The 19,425-nt window shown below is 69.7% G+C and carries 18 protein-coding genes; 9 read left to right on the top strand and 9 right to left on the bottom strand.

The features are described 5' to 3' along the window. Together GSY69_RS01470 and GSY69_RS01465 are read right to left on the bottom strand one after the other, a co-directional pair. Positions 1 to 2,016: chromosome segregation SMC family protein (locus GSY69_RS01470; protein ID WP_160952119.1), on the bottom strand; the 2,016-nt coding region annotated here is incomplete at its 3' end. Between the two features lie 12 nt (positions 2,017 to 2,028). Then, positions 2,029 to 2,982 (bottom strand): LysR family transcriptional regulator, encoded by a 954-nt coding sequence (locus GSY69_RS01465; RefSeq protein ID WP_160952118.1) that lies wholly within the window; start codon positions 2,980 to 2,982, stop codon positions 2,029 to 2,031. An 87-nt stretch (positions 2,983 to 3,069) separates the two neighbouring features. Between GSY69_RS01465 and GSY69_RS01460 the strand changes: the two genes are divergently transcribed. Then, positions 3,070 to 3,981, top strand: coding sequence for a DMT family transporter (locus GSY69_RS01460; RefSeq protein ID WP_160952117.1), 912 nt, complete (start codon positions 3,070 to 3,072; stop codon positions 3,979 to 3,981). A gap of 42 nt (positions 3,982 to 4,023) precedes the next feature. On the opposite strand, the gene GSY69_RS01455 is transcribed toward GSY69_RS01460, so the two are convergent. Continuing rightward, positions 4,024 to 4,236: a zinc finger domain-containing protein gene (locus GSY69_RS01455; RefSeq protein WP_160952116.1), complete on the bottom strand. Its 213-nt coding sequence runs from the start codon at positions 4,234 to 4,236 to the stop codon at positions 4,024 to 4,026. 157 nt (positions 4,237 to 4,393) lie between these two features. On the opposite strand from GSY69_RS01455, the gene GSY69_RS01450 reads away from it, so the two are divergent. Further along, a complete protein-coding gene (locus GSY69_RS01450) occupies positions 4,394 to 5,326 on the top strand; it encodes an Abi family protein (RefSeq protein ID WP_160952115.1) in 933 nt (310 codons plus the stop codon). Positions 5,327 to 5,400: 74 nt separating this feature from the next. Here the strand turns inward: GSY69_RS01450 and GSY69_RS01445 are convergent, their stop codons facing one another. From GSY69_RS01445 to GSY69_RS01430, 4 genes are all read right to left on the bottom strand, one after another. Continuing rightward, complete coding sequence (locus GSY69_RS01445; RefSeq protein ID WP_160952126.1) at positions 5,401 to 5,565, bottom strand: zinc finger domain-containing protein; 165 nt, start codon at positions 5,563 to 5,565, stop codon at positions 5,401 to 5,403. Positions 5,566 to 5,973: 408 nt separating this feature from the next. Beyond that, a complete protein-coding gene (locus GSY69_RS01440) occupies positions 5,974 to 7,068 on the bottom strand; it encodes a cation diffusion facilitator family transporter (protein WP_160952114.1) in 1,095 nt (364 codons plus the stop codon). Then, on the bottom strand, positions 7,065 to 7,436 hold the full coding sequence (locus GSY69_RS01435) for an ArsR/SmtB family transcription factor (protein WP_047978437.1): 372 nt from the start codon (positions 7,434 to 7,436) through the stop codon (positions 7,065 to 7,067). Before GSY69_RS01435 ends, GSY69_RS01440 begins: the two co-directional genes overlap by 4 nt. A gap of 121 nt (positions 7,437 to 7,557) precedes the next feature. Continuing rightward, positions 7,558 to 8,190 (bottom strand): TetR/AcrR family transcriptional regulator, encoded by a 633-nt coding sequence (locus GSY69_RS01430; RefSeq protein ID WP_030014533.1) that lies wholly within the window; start codon positions 8,188 to 8,190, stop codon positions 7,558 to 7,560. Between the two features lie 165 nt (positions 8,191 to 8,355). On the opposite strand from GSY69_RS01430, the gene GSY69_RS01425 reads away from it, so the two are divergent. Beyond that, positions 8,356 to 9,921 carry an MFS transporter gene (locus tag GSY69_RS01425; protein ID WP_160952113.1) on the top strand — a complete coding sequence of 522 codons (1,566 nt, stop codon included), beginning with the start codon at positions 8,356 to 8,358 and terminating at the stop codon, positions 9,919 to 9,921. 322 nt (positions 9,922 to 10,243) lie between these two features. On the opposite strand, the gene GSY69_RS01420 is transcribed toward GSY69_RS01425, so the two are convergent. After that, the gene (locus tag GSY69_RS01420) at positions 10,244 to 11,752 is read right to left on the bottom strand and encodes a multicopper oxidase family protein (protein WP_160952112.1); all 1,509 of its coding nucleotides are present in this window, start codon (positions 11,750 to 11,752) and stop codon (positions 10,244 to 10,246) included. Positions 11,753 to 11,958: 206 nt separating this feature from the next. Next, positions 11,959 to 12,396: a DUF6153 family protein gene (locus GSY69_RS01415; RefSeq protein WP_030014537.1), complete on the bottom strand. Its 438-nt coding sequence runs from the start codon at positions 12,394 to 12,396 to the stop codon at positions 11,959 to 11,961. Between the two features lie 151 nt (positions 12,397 to 12,547). On the opposite strand from GSY69_RS01415, the gene GSY69_RS01410 reads away from it, so the two are divergent. From GSY69_RS01410 to GSY69_RS01385, 6 genes are all read left to right on the top strand, one after another. Continuing rightward, positions 12,548 to 12,757, top strand: a complete 210-nt coding sequence (locus GSY69_RS01410; RefSeq protein WP_030014538.1) for a heavy-metal-associated domain-containing protein — start codon at positions 12,548 to 12,550, stop codon at positions 12,755 to 12,757. After that, positions 12,757 to 13,704, top strand: a complete 948-nt coding sequence (locus tag GSY69_RS01405; protein ID WP_030014540.1) for a hypothetical protein — start codon at positions 12,757 to 12,759, stop codon at positions 13,702 to 13,704. The genes GSY69_RS01410 and GSY69_RS01405 overlap by 1 nt, the downstream gene beginning before the upstream one ends. 50 nt (positions 13,705 to 13,754) lie before the next feature. Beyond that, positions 13,755 to 16,043 carry a heavy metal translocating P-type ATPase gene (locus GSY69_RS01400; RefSeq protein WP_328698713.1) on the top strand — a complete coding sequence of 763 codons (2,289 nt, stop codon included), beginning with the start codon at positions 13,755 to 13,757 and terminating at the stop codon, positions 16,041 to 16,043. Positions 16,044 to 16,092: 49 nt separating this feature from the next. Continuing rightward, complete coding sequence (locus tag GSY69_RS01395; RefSeq protein ID WP_030014542.1) at positions 16,093 to 16,434, top strand: hypothetical protein; 342 nt, start codon at positions 16,093 to 16,095, stop codon at positions 16,432 to 16,434. A gap of 151 nt (positions 16,435 to 16,585) precedes the next feature. After that, positions 16,586 to 17,182: a YdhK family protein gene (locus GSY69_RS01390; RefSeq protein ID WP_030014544.1), complete on the top strand. Its 597-nt coding sequence runs from the start codon at positions 16,586 to 16,588 to the stop codon at positions 17,180 to 17,182. An 89-nt stretch (positions 17,183 to 17,271) separates the two neighbouring features. Beyond that, complete coding sequence (locus GSY69_RS01385; RefSeq protein ID WP_030014545.1) at positions 17,272 to 19,422, top strand: heavy metal translocating P-type ATPase; 2,151 nt, start codon at positions 17,272 to 17,274, stop codon at positions 19,420 to 19,422. Positions 19,423 to 19,425 lie beyond the last annotated feature (3 nt).

The raw sequence follows: 19,425 nt of genomic DNA, 5'->3' as shown, positions 1-19,425 counted from the left end.
GGCGGCCAGGCGGGCGCCCTCGCCGGCGCCGGCGCGGGTGAGGCGGTGGGGTCGCACGACCTCGCCGCCCAGCGCGGCGAACGTCGCGCCCGGGCGCGCGAGGGCGGCGCTCAGCGCGGTGTCGAGGTCCGCGCAGACGAAGACGTCTGCCAGCTGGGCGTCGAGGAGGCGGCCGAGGGCAGGGTCGTCCGCGGCGAGGAGCGCGCGGGCCGGGATGGGTTCGGAGCCGGTCAGCGCATCGGCGGCGGTGGGCGGCGCGGGCGGGGTGGGTGCGGCCGGTTCGGAGGCGGGCGCGGACTCCGGGCCGGCGGCGGGGGCGGGGACGAGGAGGTCGATGTCGGCGTCGGCACCCACGGCGCCGAGCAGCTGGGCCGCGGCGCCCATGCCGTCGACGACGACCGCAGCGGCGAGCTCGCCGAGCACGGCGGCCAGCGCCACCTCGTAGCCCGGGGCGATCGCGACGAGCTCGCCCAGGGGCGCGCGCACACCGGGGACGCCTGCGGCCAGCAGGTCCTCGGTGGCCGCGGCCAGGCGGGCGGCCAGCTCGAGGGCCTCGGCGCGCGCGGTGAGCCGGTCGGCCTCCGCACGGTGGCGGGCGCGGGCGTCATCGCAGTCCGCGAGGGCGGCGGCGGCGGCATCCGCTGCGGCGAGCGCGGATTCGTGGGCTGCGTCGAGTGCGGTCTCGCCCTCCTCCTGCGCGGCCGCGGCGGCCTGGGCCGCGGAAAGGCGCTCGCGCACCCGCGCGAGATCGCCCTCGAGTGCGGTCGCCCGCTCGTCGAGGGCGGCCGCGGTGGTGCCGGCGTCGTCGAGGGCGCGCTGGGCGACGGTGCGCGAGCTCTCGAGCTCCGCGCGCTCTCTCACCTGGGCGGCGATCTGGGCGCGGCGGCGGGTGAGCGCGTCCTCTGCGGCGCGCAGCTCCTGCTGGGCGGCCTCCCTGTCCGCGGTGAGGGCGGCCAGCGCCTCCTCGCGCTCGGCGCGCTCGGCCTGCGCGTCCTGGGCTTCGGCGGCGAAGCGCTCGGCGCGCTGGGCCAGCGCCTCGGGACTGTCCTTGCCCGTCGACTCGAGCGGCTGGGCGCGCAGGAACTCCACCCGGTCGCCGGCGCGCTGGGCGAGCGCGCGGGCGCGGGCGGCCTGGGCACCGGCGGCGCGCAGCGCGGTGCCGAGCTCCTCGACCTCGGCCTCGTGGCCCTTGAGCTGGGCCTCGGCGGCGGCGATCGCGTCGTCCGCGGCCGCGACCCGTGCTTCGAGCTGTGCGCGCCGCTCGCCTCGGTCGGCCGTCCGCGGGTCGGATTCGAGGCGCGCCTGGGCCTGGACGATGTCGTCGGCGAGCAGGCGGGCGGCGGTGTCGCGCAGCGTGGCCTGCACGCCGGCGGCGCGCTTGGCGGCCTTGGCCTGGCGGCCCAGCGGACCCAGCTGGCGGGCGAGCTCCTGGCGCAGGTCCAGGAGGCGGTCGAGGTTGGCCTGCAGCCCGGTGAGCTTGCGCAGCGCCTTGTCCTTGCGGCGGCGGTGCTTGAGGACGCCGGCGGCCTCCTCGATGAACCCGCGGCGCTCCTGCGGGTCCGCGTGGAGGATCTGGTCGAGGCGGCCCTGGCCGACGATGACGTGCATCTCCTTGCCCAGCCCGGAGTCGTTGAGCAGCTCCTGGATGTCGAGCAGCCGGGCGGGCAAGCCGTTGACCGCGTATTCGCTGCCGCCGGTGCGGAACAGCGTGCGGGAGATCGTCACCTCGGTGTAGTCGATGGGGATCGCGCCGTCGGTGTTGTCGATGGTGAGCGAGACCTCGGCGCGGCCCAGGGCCTGGCGCTTGGCGGTGCCGGCGAAGATGACATCGTCCATCTTGCCGCCGCGCAGGTTCTTCGCGCCCTGCTCCCCCATGACCCAGGCGAGCGCGTCCACGACGTTGGACTTCCCGGACCCGTTGGGACCCACGACGCACGTGATCCCCGGCTCGAGCGCGAGCGTCGTCGCGGAGGCAAACGACTTGAAGCCGCGCATCGTGAGGGTCTTGAGGAACATGGTGGGCCCAGTTTACGGGGGCGGTGGCGTAGGCGCGGCCGGTTCCGCACCACCGGCCGCCAGGGCATCGACGAGCGCCGTCACGGCATGGCGGTCGTCCCCCGCACGGGTGAGGAGGCCGATGGTCCGCTCGATGCCCGTGGCGACCGGCACGCGGTGCGTGCCCGGCGCGTCCGCCGCGGCCGAGGCGGGCACGAGTGCGCACGCGAGTCCCGCCGCGACGAGCTCCAGCTGGGCGGGGTAGGAGCCGATGAGGTGGGCGTTGCGCGCGGGGCGGCCGTGGGCGCGGGTGAGCTGGCGGAGGGTCTCGAGCGCCCCGCTGCCCGGCGGGCATACCGTCCACGGGGTCTCGCCGAGGGCCGCGAGCACCGCGCGCAGCGAGCGCGGCTCCGGGGCCGCCAGGCGCTGCGGGACCACGAGGTGGACCGGTTCGCGCAGCAGCGTGCGCTCCGCGAGCCCGCGGCCGGCCCGCGCCGCATCGCTCGGCCAGCGCTCGACGATCGCGGCGTCCAGGCCGTAGTCGGCCAGGCGTGCGAGGAACGCCGCGGCCTCGCCGTCCTCGAGCCGCGGCTCGAGGTCCGGGTGGGTGGTCTGGAGGCGCGCCAGCGCCGGGGCGAGGAGGGGCGCCAGCACGCTCATGGGGGCGCCGATGCGCACAGGACCGGCCGCCTCCCCCGCCAGGGCGGGCAGGGCGCGCACGAGCTCGCCGAGCGCCCGGGCCATGCCGCGGGCCTCGCGCGCCACGCGATGGCCGGCGGAGGTGAGCACGATCCCGCGGCCCATGGGCTCGACGAGGCGCGTGCCGAGCTCGGATTCCAGGCGGCGCAGCTGCTGGGAGACCGCGGGCGCCGTGACGCCCAGGGCCTCGGCGGCACCGGCCACGGAGCCTGTGCGGCTGACCTCGGCGAAGACGCGCAGCCGATCCCAGTTGTGCAGCTCGCGCCGGGCGGGCGTTCGGCCGCTCATGGGCACCCCTTTGCATAGGCCAACTGAAGAATTTCGTTCACTTCTATTCAATAGACCTTATCTGTCCCGACGGTCAGAATGGGAGGCATGCAGACTTCCACCGGCGAGCGCCTGTTCGCGCCCCTGGCGATCACGGTGCTGGGCTGCGCGCTCGTGGGCGCCTCGTCAACGTTCATCCGCCTCTCCGGGCAGGGTGCCGTCACCGCCGCGTTCTACCGCTGCGCGCTCGCGCTCATCCCCCTGGCGATCTGCGGCGCCCTCGAGTACCGCCGCCTGGGCCGCCTGTGGCCCGGGGCGGGTCGGTGGGCCCTGGGCTCCGGGGTCTTCCTCGCGTGCGACTACCTCATGTGGACGCAGTCGATCCTGGACACGGGCGCAGCGGTCGCCACCGTGCTCATCGGCTCGCAGGTCATCGTCTACCCGCTGCTGGCCCGCCTCATCGAGGGCGAGCGGCTGCGCCCGCGGTTCTTCCTGGCGCTTCCCGTCATGCTCGCCGGGCTCGCGCTCACGGGCGGGATCGGCACGCGCGCACTGCAGGCGGACAGTCCCGTGCGCGGCACGGTCTTCGGCGTGGCCGCCGGCGGCCTGTATGCGGGATACCTCTACTGCAACCGCCGGGCCACAAAGCTCGATCGGCGGCGCATCTTCGCCCCGGTGGCGCTCGGCACGGGCTCCGCCGCCGCGGCCATCGGCCTGTTCGGGCTCGTCACCGGCACGATCGCGGTGCACATGCCGGGCGCCTCATGGGGCTGGCTCGCGGCGGTGGCGTTCGGCGGCCAGTTCCTGTCGTTCGTCTTCATCGGCATGGGCACGGTGCGCCTGCCCGCGGACCTCGCGGCCCCCGTGCTGCTCCTCCAGCCGCTGTCCGGCATCGTCATGGGCCGCCTCGTGCTGCACGAGCAGCTGGGCGCGCTCCAGTACGCGGGCATGGCGCTGACCGTGGGTGCCGTGGCACTCATGTCCCTGCCGGCGCGGCGCAGGCGCGTGCGCGTAGCGTAGGAGCGAGGCTGCGAGCCCTGCCCGCGGCGACGTCGGCCGCGCTCACCGCAGCCGCTGCACCGGCTGGCAGCGCGGGCAGACGTGCGAGGCGCGACCTGCCCCGGTCAGCCGCCGGATCGGCGTGCCGCACCGCCGGCACGGCTCCCCCGCCCGGCCGTAGACGGCCAGCGAGCGCTCGAAGTAGCCCGACTCCGAACGGCACTCGACTCGTGCGCAGGTCCCGGCGCATCGAAACTCCGCAGAACCGGCGGCCATCCACAGACTACGGAGCCTCGCCTCTGCTCCGTGCTAAGCTTGCACCATCATGATCAGCCCGCTGCCGCAAGGCGCGGGCTGATTTTCTTTCCCGGGGAGGAGCATGGCCGAGTACGCGAAGTCGTGGCTGTCCGTCGACGAACAGATCGATCGACTGATGAGGCATGGAGTCGAGATCGAAGACCACGCCCGGGCTGCGTCGGTCCTCCAGGCGGTCGGCTACTACCGCCTCACCGGCTACCTCTACCCGTTCCGTGAGTCCGAGGATGACATCGACGACGAAGGTCGCGTGCAGGTCCGCGTGCTCAGCGACTACAGGACCGGCACAACGCTGCAGCACGCCGAGGACCTCATCGACTTCGACCGACGCCTGCGCTTGCTCGTCATGGACGGCGCCGAGCGCATCGAAGTCGCCGCCCGAATGCGGATCGGATACGTGCTTGGCCGAAGGTCCCCCTTCGCCTACGAGGACCCCGCCTGTTTCACTGAGTCCTTCACCGGCGAGAGCACCGACGCGGGGGATCCCGCGCCGAGCAAGCACGCGCAATGGCTTCGGCGTGTCAACGAGAGGAAGATCCGCTCGGACGAGCAGTTCGTCAAGCACTTCCGGGAGAAGTACGACGATCGGATGCCGGTCTGGGCGCTCACCGAGATCCTCGAGCTGGGCCACCTCTCAGTCCTCTATCGGGGGATGAACCAGCAGGACGCCGAGGAGATCGCCCTGGCGTTCGGATTACCGACTAAGCGCATCATGAGCAGCTGGTTGGCCAGCCTGAACTACGTCCGCAACGTCGCGGCGCACCACTCCCGCCTGTTCAACAGGAAGCTCCAGTACGCACCGGCCCGCCCCCAGGTCGGGCAAGTCCCTATCCTCGACCACCTGCGTGATGAGGCGACGGCGAAGGGCGTCTTCGGCACCTACAGCGCCCTCGCCGTCATTGCGTATCTCCTGCCGATCATCGACCCCAGCTCCGACTGGGCGCAACAACTGACAGCGCTGCTGCGGAGGTTCCCGAGCTCGCACGCCCTGACGGTCGAGTCGATGGGCGTGCCACGCGATTGGGAGTCGATCGAGCTCTGGCGAGGCTGACGCCTGCAACCGGCTCCCGAAGGCGCTGCCGCCATCCGCGACGCCATCGACGTCCGCGTCCGCGTGCTCCTCGCTCACCTCGATGGGAACTGAACAGCGCGCCACCGAGGCCCTCCGCGCAGCCGCTGCGCCGGCTGGCAGCGCGGGCAGACGTGCGTGGTGCGCCCGGCCACGGTCAGCCGTCGGATCGGCGCACCGCAGCGCCGGCACGGCTCGCCCGCCCGGCCGTAGACGGCCAGCGAGCGCTCGAAGTACCCGACTCGACAAGTTTGTGACGTTCACTCACAAGCGAGTCGAGTCGCCAGTCGACTCGCGAATGAATCGGCACTCGACTCGCACTCCCAATCCAGTAGGGCAGGACGCGTTGAAGACCATGATACTGAGGTGAGTCGCCGGGGTGGTCCGGGCGCTTTAATGGAGGCATTCGGCCGCGGCGGCGACGTCGAGCCACTCCTCTTCGGGCGTCGGCGCTCCTCCAGATCTTCAACACCTGCCGGTCGTCGCCTCCTGTAGCCCGCCTTGGACGCTCGCCCTAACTGGACAGTTTTCTGAGACCGGCCCTCGCATGATCGCGGGGCATCGGTCTCGTCTCGAGAAGGAGATGCATACGAGCCGCTCCTAAACGACCAGCCGCATGACGGAGCCAGTCACCGCCAGACCGAGGCCACTCGGACAGACATCTCATCCACATTCGGCATGTGCTGCTTCACCGAACTCTCCGCCTCCGCGGCCAGCCGGTCGGCGTCGGAGAGGCTCGTCGCGGAGGTGCGGACGAGCGCGTCGCCATGGAGCCTGTGCCCGACCCAGCGCATCCGCACCCGTTCCACCGACTCGACCTCGGCCAGATGCTCCAGGGCGTGCTCGGCGCGGTCGACGAGCTCCGGCTCGACGCCATCCATCAGCCGTCGGCCGACCGAGCGCACGGTACCGACCAGCAGCACCGCGATCATGGCCGAGATCAGCAGGCCTACGATCGGGTCGGCGAGCGGGAAGCCGAGCAGCACGCCGATCCCGCCGGCCACGACGGCCAGAGAGGTGAATCCGTCGGTGCGGGCGTGGATGCCGTCTGCGACCAGGGCGGCCGAGCCGATCTTCCTGCCCACGCGGATGCGGTAGACCGCGACCGCCTCGTTGCCGAGGAAGCCGATGATGCCGGCGGCGATCACCCAGCCGATGTTCTCCATGGGCCTGGGGTTGAGCATGCGGTCGATCGCCTCCCAAGCGGCGATGACTGCCGACAGGGCGATCATCAGGACGATGAACAGCCCGGCGAGGTCCTCGGCCCGGTTGAAGCCGTAGGTGTACTTCCGCGTGGCGACCCGACGGGACAGCACGAACGCGATCCACAGCGGCACCGCGGTCAGGGCGTCGGAGAGGTTGTGGATCGTGTCGGCCAGCAGCGCTACCGATCCGGAGAACGCGACGACGGCGGCCTGCAGCACGGTCGTTGCCAGCATGAGCACCAGGCTGATCTTCAGCGCGCGGATTCCCTCGGAGTGGGCTTCCATCGCGTCGTCGATCGAGTCGGCGGCGTCGTGGGAGTGCGGGACGAAGATCCCGTACAGGAAGCCCTTGAACCCCGTCGGGTGGGAGTGACCGTGCTCGCCGTGGTCATGGGAATGGCCATGACCGTGCGTATGCCCGTGGTCCTGGCCGTGATCACGATCCGCGTGATCGTGCGCGGACGCTCCGCTCTCCTGCTCGTGGTCAGCGTGCGGATGGGCGTGGCTGTGCTCCGTCATGCTTCTGCTCGTTCCTCGTGGTGGTGTGCCGGGACCTGCCCATTGGCGACAGAGTGCTCGGCCTGGAAGATCGCGTCGGACACCAGCTGGGAGGCGTGCTCGTTCTCCAGCCGATAGAACACCCGCTGCCCCTCCTGCCGGGTCGACACGATCCGGGCCATCCGCAGCTTCGCCAGGTGCTGCGACACCGCGGCCGGCGACTTGCCCACGCTCTCGGCGAGGTGGTTCACCGACAGCTCGTCGCTGCGACGCAGCGCGAGGACGATCCGGACTCGGGTCGCGTCGGCGAGGAGCCCGAACACCTCGACGGCAAGTTCCACGTACTGACTGTCGGGGTCGAGCCCGCATATCTGCTTATCTGCGTCCATACGCAGATTATTGCATACTCGAACGTAAGTGCGCATCGATGAGTGCCCCACGAGACGCCACCGGCCGCCCCACGTTCGGCTCGCGAGGACGACGAATTGCCCTGGCCGGCGATTCGGCGGGTCAGTTGTGATCGTTGGCGGCGAAGGCAGAGTGCAGGGTGACGACGATGACGCGGGCAGCGTCATCTCTGTCGAGCCGGCCGGCGGTGACTTCCTCGGCTGCGGCGTTCATGGTCAGGTGAGTGACCGCGAGGAGCCAGTCGACAGGCAGATCCGCACGGAAGACGCCCTCGCGCTGGCCGCGCTCGAGAAGGCCCCGCATCCGGGCTTCGGCCTTCTCGTGCATCTCGCGGATGCGGGCCGGCTGCAGCTCGCGCTGAGCCACCACGAGCACGGCGCGAATGTGCTCCAGGAGCATCCAGCTCGGGGCGATCAGGGCCTCGAACGCCTGGCCCGGATCACCGTCGAGAGGCACGTCGGCCAGGACGGCCTCGGCTCGTTCCAGGCTGTCGGCGAGGGTCGCGTCGATGAGCTCGGCACGCGTCTTGAAATGCCCATAGAGGGTCATCCGACCGACCCCCGCCTCGGCGGCGATGCCGGCGACGGAGGCATCAGGGTCCTTCCTGAGCGCATCCGGCGTCGCCGCGAGGATCTTCGCCCGATTGCGCTGGGCGTCTGCCCTCTGGTTGGCCGTCTTTCCTCGCCGCACCGGCTTCTGTTCACCAGCGCCGGCCGCGCCCTTTCCGTTCGGCATACCCACCTCTAACTCGTACGGGAATATACGAGCTAGTATAGCGGTTAGAAGTCGTACACCGATGCTTGACTTCGGCTGAGGGCCTCCCGGCCCGTGACAACCCTGTCGAGAACGAATGGACCAATGGAGCCATGAGAACGACGACGCAGAACAAGGAGGTGCGCCATGTCTGAGACGAATGCACCTGCACCCCGGACCGGGGCGAAGCAGTGGTGGGGGCTCGCGGTCCTCGTGATCCCGTCGACCCTGCTGTTCATGATGCTGACGATCTTGTTCCTGGCGGCCCCGAACATGGCTGCTGATCTGAACCCGACTAGCGCACAGCTGCTGTGGATTCTCGACATCTACGGGTTCGTCATGGCCGGATTCCTCGTCGCGATGGGCGTCCTCGGCGACCGGATCGGCAAGCGTCTGCTTATGGTGATCGGCGCGGTCCTGTTCGGAATCGTGTCCATCGCTGCGGCGTTGACGACCAGTCCCGAGCTGATGATCGCCTGGCGCGCCATCCTCGGCGTGGGAGGAGCCATGATGCTCCCGTCCACGCTGGGGCTGATCTTCGTGCTCTTCGCCGACCCGAAGGCGCGAGGCGTCGCGATCGGCGTCTTGGCCGGCGGGATCTTCGCCGGTGTCGCCCTCGGACCACTGCTGTCCGGCCTGCTGCTCGAGGTCTTCGGCTGGCAGGCGACGTTCCTGGTCGCGGTGCCCGTGATGGCGCTGGTGGCCATCGGCGCGCCGCTGCTGCTGCCTGAGCACAAGGATCCGACCGCGAAGATCGATCTGCTCAGCGCATTGCTCCTGGTCGCTTCGCTGCTGGCCATCATCTACGGCGTCAAGCGCTTCGCCACCCAGGAGCCGGCCGGCCCGTCGATCGGCCTGCTGATCGCCGGAGTACTGGTCGGGCTGTGGTTCGTGATCCGGCAGCTGCGCGCGACCCAGCCCCTGCTCGACGTCCGGCTGTTTGCCAACCGCACCGTCAGCGGAGCACTCGCGGTGTTCCTTCTTTCGGCCGCGGCGCTGGGTGGGGTGTATTCGCTGTTCACCCAGTACCTGCAGCAGGTGCAAGGGCTCTCGCCTATGCAGGCCGGACTGTCGATTTTGCCTGCCGCGGCAGTTCTCATCGTCGTCTCGACCCTCTCGCCGATGCTCGCCCGGAGGTTCCGGCCGGGCAACGTGATCGCCGTGGGCCTGCTCACCCAGGTCGTCGGCTACATCCTGTTCACCCAGCTCGACGCCGTCACCGGTCTCGCGCTGGTGATCGCGAGCTTCGTCGTCACCTACCCCGGGGTCGCGCCCTCCATGGCGCTGACCACGGACCTGGTGGTGAGCTCGGTCCCGCCGGAGAAGGCCGGCGGTGCCTCCGGGCTCGCGACGACCGTCAACGACCTGGGCATCTCACTCGGTGTCGCGGTCATCGGCAGCATCGGGATCGCCGCCTATCGCAGCCAGATCAGCGACTCCTTGCCCGATGGGCTGCCACCGGAGGCGGCGGCCGCGGCCGAGACCGGGATCGACGGGGCCATCGCCGCCGCCGGACAGCTGCCGGGCGACGTCGGAGAGGCACTGACGACCGCGGCCCAGCAGGCGTTCACCAGCGGACTGAACGCCGCTGGGATCACCTCCGCGATCATCGCCGCCCTTGCCGCGCTCATCGCCGCGATCGGTCTGCGGCACATCCGCCCCACCGGGCAGGCTCACGTCGACGCCGAGAAGGAGCCCGCTCAGGAGTCGTGACGCATCCTCGACCGTTCGTGTCCGGCGGACGGATGAGTCCGCCGGACACGAACGCCGACACCCGCCGCAGGTACACCGAGACGGCGGCTGACCCGTCCCGCGACGAGGCCGCCGAAACACGCCGAAGGAGTCCCGATGACCACGCTCAGAACCACCATCGACACTGTCCGACACTCACCGACGTTGCGGCGTGTGCTGCACTGTCTGTTCCGATGCGCCGCGTCGGGGGCATCGGACCGTCTCCCCCGGGTCACGAAGACGCCATGTCCGCGCAATTGAGGCGCAGGGCCGCGCACCCGGTAAGGTGCGCGGCCCTGATGCGTCAGTTCTCCTGGTAGGCGATCGTCGTCATCATCCCGGCTTCCCCGTGGTAGACGTTGTGGCAGTGGGTGAGCCACCGCCCGGGGTTGTCGGCGTCGAACTCGACGCGCAGCGTCGTGCCGGGCAGGACGATCGAGGTGTCCTTGCGCGGCCCGCCGCCGGGAAGCTGGTAGGTGTGCCCGTGCAGGTGCATCGGGTGCCACATCGTCGTCGAGTTCTTGAACTCGAGGGCGACCCGCTCCCCGTCGGCGATGCCGAGGGCGTCGCGCATCGGTTGGTCCATGTTCATGCGCTTGCCGTTGATCGCCCAGTCGTACTTTTCCATGCTTCCGGTCAGCTCGAGGGTGAGCGTGCGGTCGACGCCGCGCTTGGGAAGTGCGACCTCGCCGGCTGCCCTGAGGTCGGCCGCTGTGGCGGGATTTTTCGTCTGCGGCAGCGTCGTGTCCTTCGCGGGTGCGCTGCCCGATGCGGTGCGCAGGACGGCGAGGGCCTGGTCCTGCTTCCCCAGGGCCTCGGCGACGACCGCGAACGCGCCGTCGCCGGCGGTGATGATCGCGTCGTAGCGCTCCCCCATGCCGAGCACGACGCTCTCGGCCTCGAAGGCCTCGACGGGGAATCCGTCGGTGTGGGTGATCGTCAGCGGGTGCTCGCCGATCCCGAAGCGGAAGGCGGTGTCGCCGCCGGCGTTGATGATCCTCAGCCTGATCCGCTCCCCGGGCTTGGCGGTGAAGGTCTGGGGGTCGTTCGCAGGCGTGCCGTTGATCAGGTAGAGGGGGTAGTAGACGTCGCCGGCGTCGCCGCCGAGTAGCGGCGAGGTCGCGCCCATCAGGGTGTTGCCCATCCGCATCGGCCCCATGTCCATGCCGCCGTGGTCCATCATCCCCTTCTCGAGCTCGGCGAGGACCTCGTCGGGCGTCGCGGTGACGCCGTCCAGCCAGTCATCAAGAACGATCACCCATTCCTGGTCGTAGTCGCCCTTCTCGTGCGGATCGTCGATGATCAGCGGCGCATACAGGCCGCGGTCGAGCTGCACGCCGACATGCGGGTGGAACCAGAACGTGCCCGGCTCGGGCAGCGTGAACTCGTAGTCGAACGACCCACCGGGCTCGATGGGCTCCTGGGTGAGGCTCGGCACTCCGTCCATGTCGTTGCGCAGCGCCAGCCCGTGCCAGTGGACGCTGGTCGGATCGGGCAGGTCGTTGGTGAAGTCGACCTTCAGGGAGTCACCGACGTTGCCGCGCAGCGGCTTGGTCGCCGACGCTCCCCGATAGGCCCAGGTCTTGGCGGTCTTCCCTCCGAGGTCCAGGGTGACCGGCTCGGCGGTCAGCGCACGCCGCACGATCGTTCCGGTGCGGCGGCGCTTCGCCTCCGCGGAAGTGACTGCGGTGCTGCTGGACCCAATGAACGAGGTTGTCTTAGTGGCGGTGGTGCTGCATCCGGCGAAGCCGGCGGCAGTCAGCGTCAATGCGCCGACAGACAGGAACTGTCGACGATTCAGGGTGGAATGCATGGGTGATGTCCTTCTGTGTCGATGGTGAACGGGACCACGACATCGCGCCCGCGCGCTCGACGAACACGGGTGATCGGAGGCACAGAGCCGCCTGGGCCCGGAAGATGGGCCAGCGTTTTGGGACACGGTGTCGTGGCAGGCACGGCAGGGTCGTGGACCCGCCGAGGTGGCTGACTGAGGAGCGCCGCATCGGCGCTCCTCAGTGCTCACGTTCGGTAGATCGACAGCTCCAGATGCGTCAGCGCGAACCGGCGGGGCGTCTCGGACGGCGACGACGGCATGGGCGCAGAGACGAGTGTGGGCACAGCTGCGACGGACGGAACGGGGAGGGCCGGAATGCTCTGGGTCGTAGGCGCGGAGACACAGGTGGAGTCGCCGCTGTTCATGGCGTCTGCGCAGCCTCCGGAGCCGTGCACCGGACCCTGTGCTCCGGTCGCGCTCGACATGGAGGCGATAGACGTCATGCCCGTCATGCCGGGCGACTGCGAGGACGCGTGAGCCGGCGACGCCATGGGGGTCGTCGCCGCTGCCGGTCCGCCGACCAGCGCGTGCATGCCGAGGAGACCCGTGATCAGCAGCGCCGTAAGAATGATCAGCTGCAGCCAGTGCCGGCTGCGGCAGGGTTCATCGGTCGCGGTCTCCACAGCCCCAGCATACCCCGGTGGTGTATCCCCTCGACACGTGGGGATCATTCAGCGGCGAGTCCGCATCCCCTTGCGGGAATACCCGTCAGGGGTATACGGTTGCACTCACACAGGTACCCACCGGGGGTACCCAAATTGAGGAGGTTATGCGATGACTGCGAACGAGTACCAGGTGACGGGCATGACCTGCGGGCACTGCGAGATGTCGGTCCGCGAGGAGGTCAGCGAGATCTCTGGCGTCACCGATATCCAGGTCAGCGCGCAGACCGGCAAGCTCGTCGTCTCCGCCTCCGGCGAGGTCGACGATGCGAAGGTCCTGGCCGCGGTCGAGGAAGCCGGCTATACGGCGGTTCGCGTCTGATGAAGGCACCGGTCAGGCTCGCGGCCTACGGCGCTGGGCTGGTGGTGGCGTTCGGCGCGGCCTTCGGGCTCGCCGGCGTCGTCGTCCCCGACAGCGTCTTGGCCGCCTGGGCCAAGAGCAGCGACACGGGCTCGCACGGCGAGGGTCACGGGGACACGGAGGAGCAGAACATGGAGCACGCGATGAACGGCGTCTCGGCCAGCGCTGCCGGCTACGTCCTCTCTCCCGTCACGGCCCCATCAGGCACCAATGATGCCGGCAAACTGAGCTTCCGGATCCTCGATGAGGACGGGAAGCCGGTGACGGAGTACACGAGGACTCATGAGAAGGATCTTCACCTGATCGTGGTGCGCACCGACGGGACGCAGTTCCGCCACGTGCACCCGGACTTGGACGAGGCCACCGGCACCTGGTCGGTGCCGTCGTGGAACTGGGACGAGGCAGGAACCTACCGCGTCTACGCCGACTTCACCCCCGCCGGGAAGGACGCCGAGGGCGTCACGCTCACCCGTGCCGTCGAGGTCGCCGGCGACTACGCCCCGGTCGAGGCGACGGTCTCGCGCACCGACGAGGTCGACGGGTACACCGTCACCCTGGACGGAGAATTAAACGCCGGGAGCACGAGCGACCTGACGGCCACCGTCGAGCGCAACGGCAAGCCGGTCACCGCGCTCGAGCCGTACCTCGGCGCATTTGGCCACCTGGTCGCGTTGCGCGAGGGTGACCTGGCCTACCTGCACGTGCACCCCGCCGGCGACGAACCCCAAGCGGGGTCGACCGGAGGACCAGACGTCAGCTTCGCCGCCGAGGTCCCCACCGCCGGCCGATACCTGCTGTACCTGGACTTCCAGATCGACGGCAAGGTCCGCACCGCACAGTTCGTGGTCGACGCCGGGCACGGCGACGGCACCCAGGCAGACGACGAATCACACTCGGGCGGCCACTGATCCCCAAAGGGCCAGTCCGTCGACGAAGAAGCAACAGGAAAGGACACGCGGTGAGCACCCAAGCTGCAGCGAACACCCAAGCGCCGCTAGTCGCGGACGCCGGCATCGAGCTCGAGATTGGCGGGATGACCTGCGCCTCCTGCGCGAACCGGATCGAGCGTAAGCTCAATAAGCTCGACGGTGTCTCCGCCACGGTCAACTACGCCACCGAGAAGGCCAAGGTCACCGTGCCCGACGGGTACGACCCCGCCCTGCTGGTCGCCGAGGTCGAGAAGACCGGCTACACCGCTGCCATGCCCAAGCCCAAGGACGCGACGCCGTCGGGCCCGACCACGGACGATGGTGAGGCTCCCGACTCCGAGCTGACATCGCTCAAGCACCGCCTCATCGGCGCAATCGTGCTCACCGTCCCGGTGATCGCCATGGCCATGGTTCCTGCGCTCCAGTTCACCTACTGGCAGTGGGCCTCCCTGGCCCTGGCCGCACCGGTGATCGTCTGGGCGGCCTGGCCGTTCCACAAGGCAGCGTGGACCAACCTGCGCCACGGCACCGCGACCATGGACACCCTCATCTCCATGGGCACGACCGCGGCGTTCCTGTGGTCGCTCTACGCCCTGTTCCTCGGCACCGCCGGGACGCCAGGCATGACGCATCCCTTCGAGTTCACCATCGCTCCCTCCGACGGCGCGGGCAACATCTACCTCGAAGCCGCGGCCGGGGTGACGATGTTCATCCTCGCCGGCCGCTACTTCGAGAAGCGCTCCAAGCGCCAGGCCGGTGCCGCGCTGCGCGCCCTGCTCGAGCTCGGCGCGAAGGAAGTCTCGGTTCTGCGCAATGGGGCCGAGGTCAAGATCCCGACCTCCGATCTGGCCGTCGGCGACGAGTTCGTCGTCCGCCCAGGTGAGAAGATCGCCACCGACGGCACCGTCGCCTCCGGAACGTCGGCCGTGGACGCGTCCATGCTCACCGGAGAGTCCGTGCCAGTCGAGGTCGTCGCCGGCGACCCGGTCACGGGCGCGACCGTCAACGCCGGCGGCCGCCTGGTCATCCGCGCGACCCGCGTCGGGTCGGACACCCAACTGGCACAGATGGCCAAGCTCGTCGAGGACGCCCAGACTGGCAAGGCCGCGGTCCAGCGCCTGGCCGACCGGATCTCTGGCGTGTTCGTTCCGATCGTCATCGCCATCTCGGTCATCGCCCTCGGCGCGTGGCTCGGTGCCGGGTTCCCCGTCTCCGCCGCCTTCACCGCAGCGGTCGCGGTCCTCGTCATCGCCTGCCCCTGCGCCCTCGGCCTGGCCACTCCCACCGCCCTGCTGGTCGGCACCGGTCGCGGCGCGCAGATGGGCGTGCTGATCAAGGGTCCCGAGGTTCTCGAATCCACCCGCAAGGTCGACACTATCGTCCTCGACAAGACCGGCACCGTCACCACCGGCAAGATGACCCTGGTCGAGGCGATCACCGAGCCCGGCGTCGACCGCGCCGAGCTGCTCCGCCTGGCAGGCGCTCTGGAGGACGCCTCCGAGCACCCCATCGCCCAGGCCATCGCCAAGGGCGCGGTCCAGGAGATCGGGCAGCTGCCCACTCCCGAGGACTTCGCGAACATCGAGGGCAAGGGCGTCCAGGGAGTCGTCGACGGCCGCGGCGTGCTCGTCGGCCGGGAGTCCCTGCTGGCCGACTGGTCGCAGCACCTCTCCTCCGACGTCGCCGCCGCCAAGGCCGCAGCCGAGGACGAGGGCAAGACCGTCGTCGCCGTCGGCTGGGACGGACAGGCCCGCGGAATCCTCGTCGTCGCCGACGCCGTCAAGCCCACCAGCGCCGAGGCGATCCAGGGCCTGAAAGACCTGGGCCTCACCCCGGTCCTGCTCACCGGCGACAACGAGGCCGCGGCCAAGCGGATCGCCGCCGAGGTCGGCATCGAAAAGGTCATCGCCGAGGTCCTGCCCAAGGACAAGGTGGATGTCGTTACCCGCCTCCAGGACGCGGGCAAGGTCATCGCGATGGTCGGCGACGGCGTCAACGACGCCCCCGCCCTCGCCCAGGCCGACCTTGGCCTGGCGATGGGCACCGGCACCGACGTCGCCATCGAGGCCTCCGACATCACCCTCGTGCGGGGCGACTTGCGGGCCGCGGTCGACGCGATCCGGCTCTCCCGCAGGACCCTGGGCACGATCAAGTCGAACCTGTTCTGGGCCTTCGCCTACAACGTCGCGGCCATTCCGGTCGCGGCGCTGGGCATGCTCAACCCCATGCTCGCAGGCGCGGCGATGGCGTTCTCCAGCGTCTTCGTCGTCGGCAACAGCCTCCGCCTGCGCGGGTTCCGCAGCGTCGCCAAGCAGTGACGCCGCAGAACCAACCATCATCCGAACACACGAAAGGGATCCACCGAGAATGAGAATCGAAGACCAGGCACCCACCAGCTGCTGCAGCACCTCCCCCGCAACCGAGACATCCGCAGCCGAGGCACCGGTCAGCGCAGGATCCGGCTGCTGCGGCACGACCGGCGCAGAGAACCACGCCGCGAATTCCGGCCATCGCGAAAACCTTCTCGTCGAAGGAAGCGACGACATGACCACCTGCCCCGTCATGGTCGGCAATCCGGTCAACAAACAGGACGCCGAAGAAAAGGGCCTCTTCCGTGACTACGACGGGCAGCGCTACTGGCTCTGCTGCCCAGGCTGCGGACCGACCTTCGACTCCGATCCAGCCAAGTACGCCGCCAACATGGCCTGATCCTTCGATGCCCCGGGGCTGCAGTATTACTACTGCTGCCCGGGGCGACTGGATCGAAGCTGAGCGATTCCACGCCCACCGATCGATATTTGACCTATACCCCATAGGGGTATAATGTTGATCGGACTACAATGAATGGATAGGAGACTTTATGCGCAAGCGCCTCATGACCACCGTCGCCGCAGGAGTGCTCGGCGGAGCACTCGTGCTCTCCGGCTGCAGCACCGGAGGAGACCAGGACCAAGCGACCCCCTCGTCGACCAGCCAGCACGAGGGCCACGGAAGCAGTGGCAGCAGTTCTGACAGCGGCGGGATGGAGCATCCGATGGACGGCGGCCCCGCCCCCGAGGGCATCGAGAAGGCCGCGTCGCCGAAGTATCCGGTCGGCACCGAGGTCAAGCTCACCGCCGATCACATGGAGGGCATGGACGGCGCACCGGCCACGATCGCCGGGGCCTACGACACCTATACCTACGCGGTGAACTTCACGCCCACCACCGGCGGGGATCCGGTCAAGGATCACAAGTGGGTCGTGCAGGAGGAGATCAAGGATGCCGGAGACCAGCGAGTGGCCGACGGCACCGAGGTCACGCTGGAAGCGGAGCACATGGAGGGCATGAAGGGCGCGAAGGCGACCATCGCCTCCTCCACCGACGAGACCGTCTACATGGTCGACTATGAGTCCGACGGCATGAAGATGACCAACCACAAGTGGGTCGTCGAGAGCGAGATCAAGCCGGCCTCCTGAGCCGGCCGCCGCGGGCCCTGAAGGGTCCGCGGCGAGACACGACCCGATCGAAGGGAAGACCGGGGAAGAACGAGGGGAAGCGAAGAGCAATGACGGACCCGACCACGCATCACCATCACCACGGCGACGTCGCCGACGAGACCACCGAGTCCGGCCACGTTGACGACTCGCATGCCGAGCACGAAGGCCACACCATGGAACACGGCGACCATGCCGGGCACGGCGATCACGGCAGTGGCCATGGTGGTCATGCGGGCCACGGCGACCACGTCGGCCAGTTCCGTCGACTGTTCTGGATCAACCTCGTCATCGCCATCCCGGTGGTCGCGTTCTCTCCCATGTTCGCCATGCTGCTGGGCTACTCGGTGCCCGGCTGGGCGGGCTGGGTCGCCGCAGTGCTCGGCACCGTCATGTACGCCTGGGGCGGCACCCCGTTCCTCACCGGTGCCGTCAGCGAGCTGAAGAGCCGCCAGCCCGGGATGATGCTGCTGATCGCGCTCGGGATCACCGTCGCGTTCCTCGCCTCCTGGGCCGCCACTCTCGGGCTCGTCCATCACGAGCTCGAGTTCTGGTGGGAGCTGGCGTTGCTGATCGTCATCATGTTGCTGGGCCACTGGATCGAGATGCGCTCCCTGGCCCAGACCACTTCGGCGCTGGACTCCCTGGCCGCGCTGCTGCCCGATGAGGCCGAGCGGATCGAGGGCGACGACGTCGTCAAGGTCGACCCGGCCGAGCTGCGCGTCGGCGATGTCGTGATCGTCCGCCCCGGTGGCAGCGTCCCCGCCGACGGCATCGTCGTCGACGGCCGCGCCGACATGGACGAGTCCATGATCACCGGCGAGTCACGCCCCGTCGCCCGCGGCGAGGGCGAGAACGTCACCGCCGGCACCGTCGCCACCGACTCCGGCCTGCGGGTGGAGATCACCGCCACGGGCGACGACACGGCGCTGGCGGGCATCAACCGGCTCGTCGCTGAGGCGCAGGGCTCTTCCTCCCGTGCACAGCGCATCGCCGACCGCGCCGCTGCCCTGCTGTTCTGGTTCGCCCTCGTAGCCGCCCTGATCACCGCAACAGTCTGGACCCTCTTCGGACTGCCCGACGACGCGGTCATCCGCACCATCACCGTCCTCGTCATCGCCTGCCCCCACGCTCTGGGCCTGGCGATCCCACTGGTCGTCTCCATCGCCACCGAGCGCGCCGCCCGCGGCGGCGTCCTGGTCAAGGACCGCCTCGCCCTGGAGTCCATGCGCCAAGTCGACGCGGTCCTCTTCGACAAGACCGGCACCCTGACCAAGGGCGAGCCCACCGTCACCGGCGTCGAACCGACCGCAGGCATGGATGCCGACCAGGTGCTCGCCCTGGCCGCATCCGCCGAGGCCGACAGCGAGCACCCCCTCGCCCAGGCCATCGTTACCGCCGCCAAGGAGAAGAGCCTCACCCTCGAGCCGTCCAGCGGATTCACCTCTTCCCCCGCGGTCGGCGTCACTGCGACGGTGGCCGACCAGGAGATCCGCGTCGGCGGACCCCGGCTGCTCGAAGAGACCGGGCAGGACGAGGTCGACACGGCAGACGCGTGGCGGGCAGAGGGCGCGATCATCCTGCACGTCCTCCGTGATGGCAAGGTGATCGGTGGCCTCAAGCTCGCCGACGAGGTTCGCCCAGAGTCCCGCGATGCCGTCGACGCCCTCCATGAGCTCGGCGTCGAGGTCGTCATGATCACCGGTGACGCCGAAGCGGTGGCGAACGAGGTCGGCCAGGAACTCGGCATCGACCGCGTCTTCGCCGGCGTTCGTCCCGAGGACAAGTCCGCGAAAGTCGCCGCGCTCCAGCACGAGGGCAAGAAGGTCGCCATGGTCGGCGACGGCGTCAACGACGCCCCCGCGCTGGCCCAGGCCGATGTCGGCATCGCCATCGGAGCCGGCACCGACGTCGCCATCGCCTCGGCCGGGGTCATTCTCGCCAGCTCCGACCCGCGCAGCGTCTTGTCGGTGATCCAGCTGTCGAGGGCCGCCTACCGGAAGATGAAGCAGAACCTGTGGTGGGCCGCCGGCTACAACCTCATCTCCGTCCCGCTCGCGGCCGGCGTCCTCGCACCCGTCGGGTTCGTCCTGCCGATGTCGGTCGGCGCGATCCTGATGTCGATCTCCACCGTCGTTGTCGCCCTCAACGCCCAGCTGCTGCGGCGCATCGACCTCACCCCCGAAGCCAGCACCCGCTCCGTCCTGGAGCGCCAGAAGTGAAGG

The organism is Brevibacterium rongguiense (assembly GCF_009857845.1).
Taxonomy (GTDB): Bacteria; Actinomycetota; Actinomycetes; order Actinomycetales; family Brevibacteriaceae; genus Brevibacterium; species Brevibacterium rongguiense.
The sequence above is the reverse complement of the archived record's forward strand: the minus strand, read 5'-3'. Positions and strand labels throughout refer to the sequence as shown.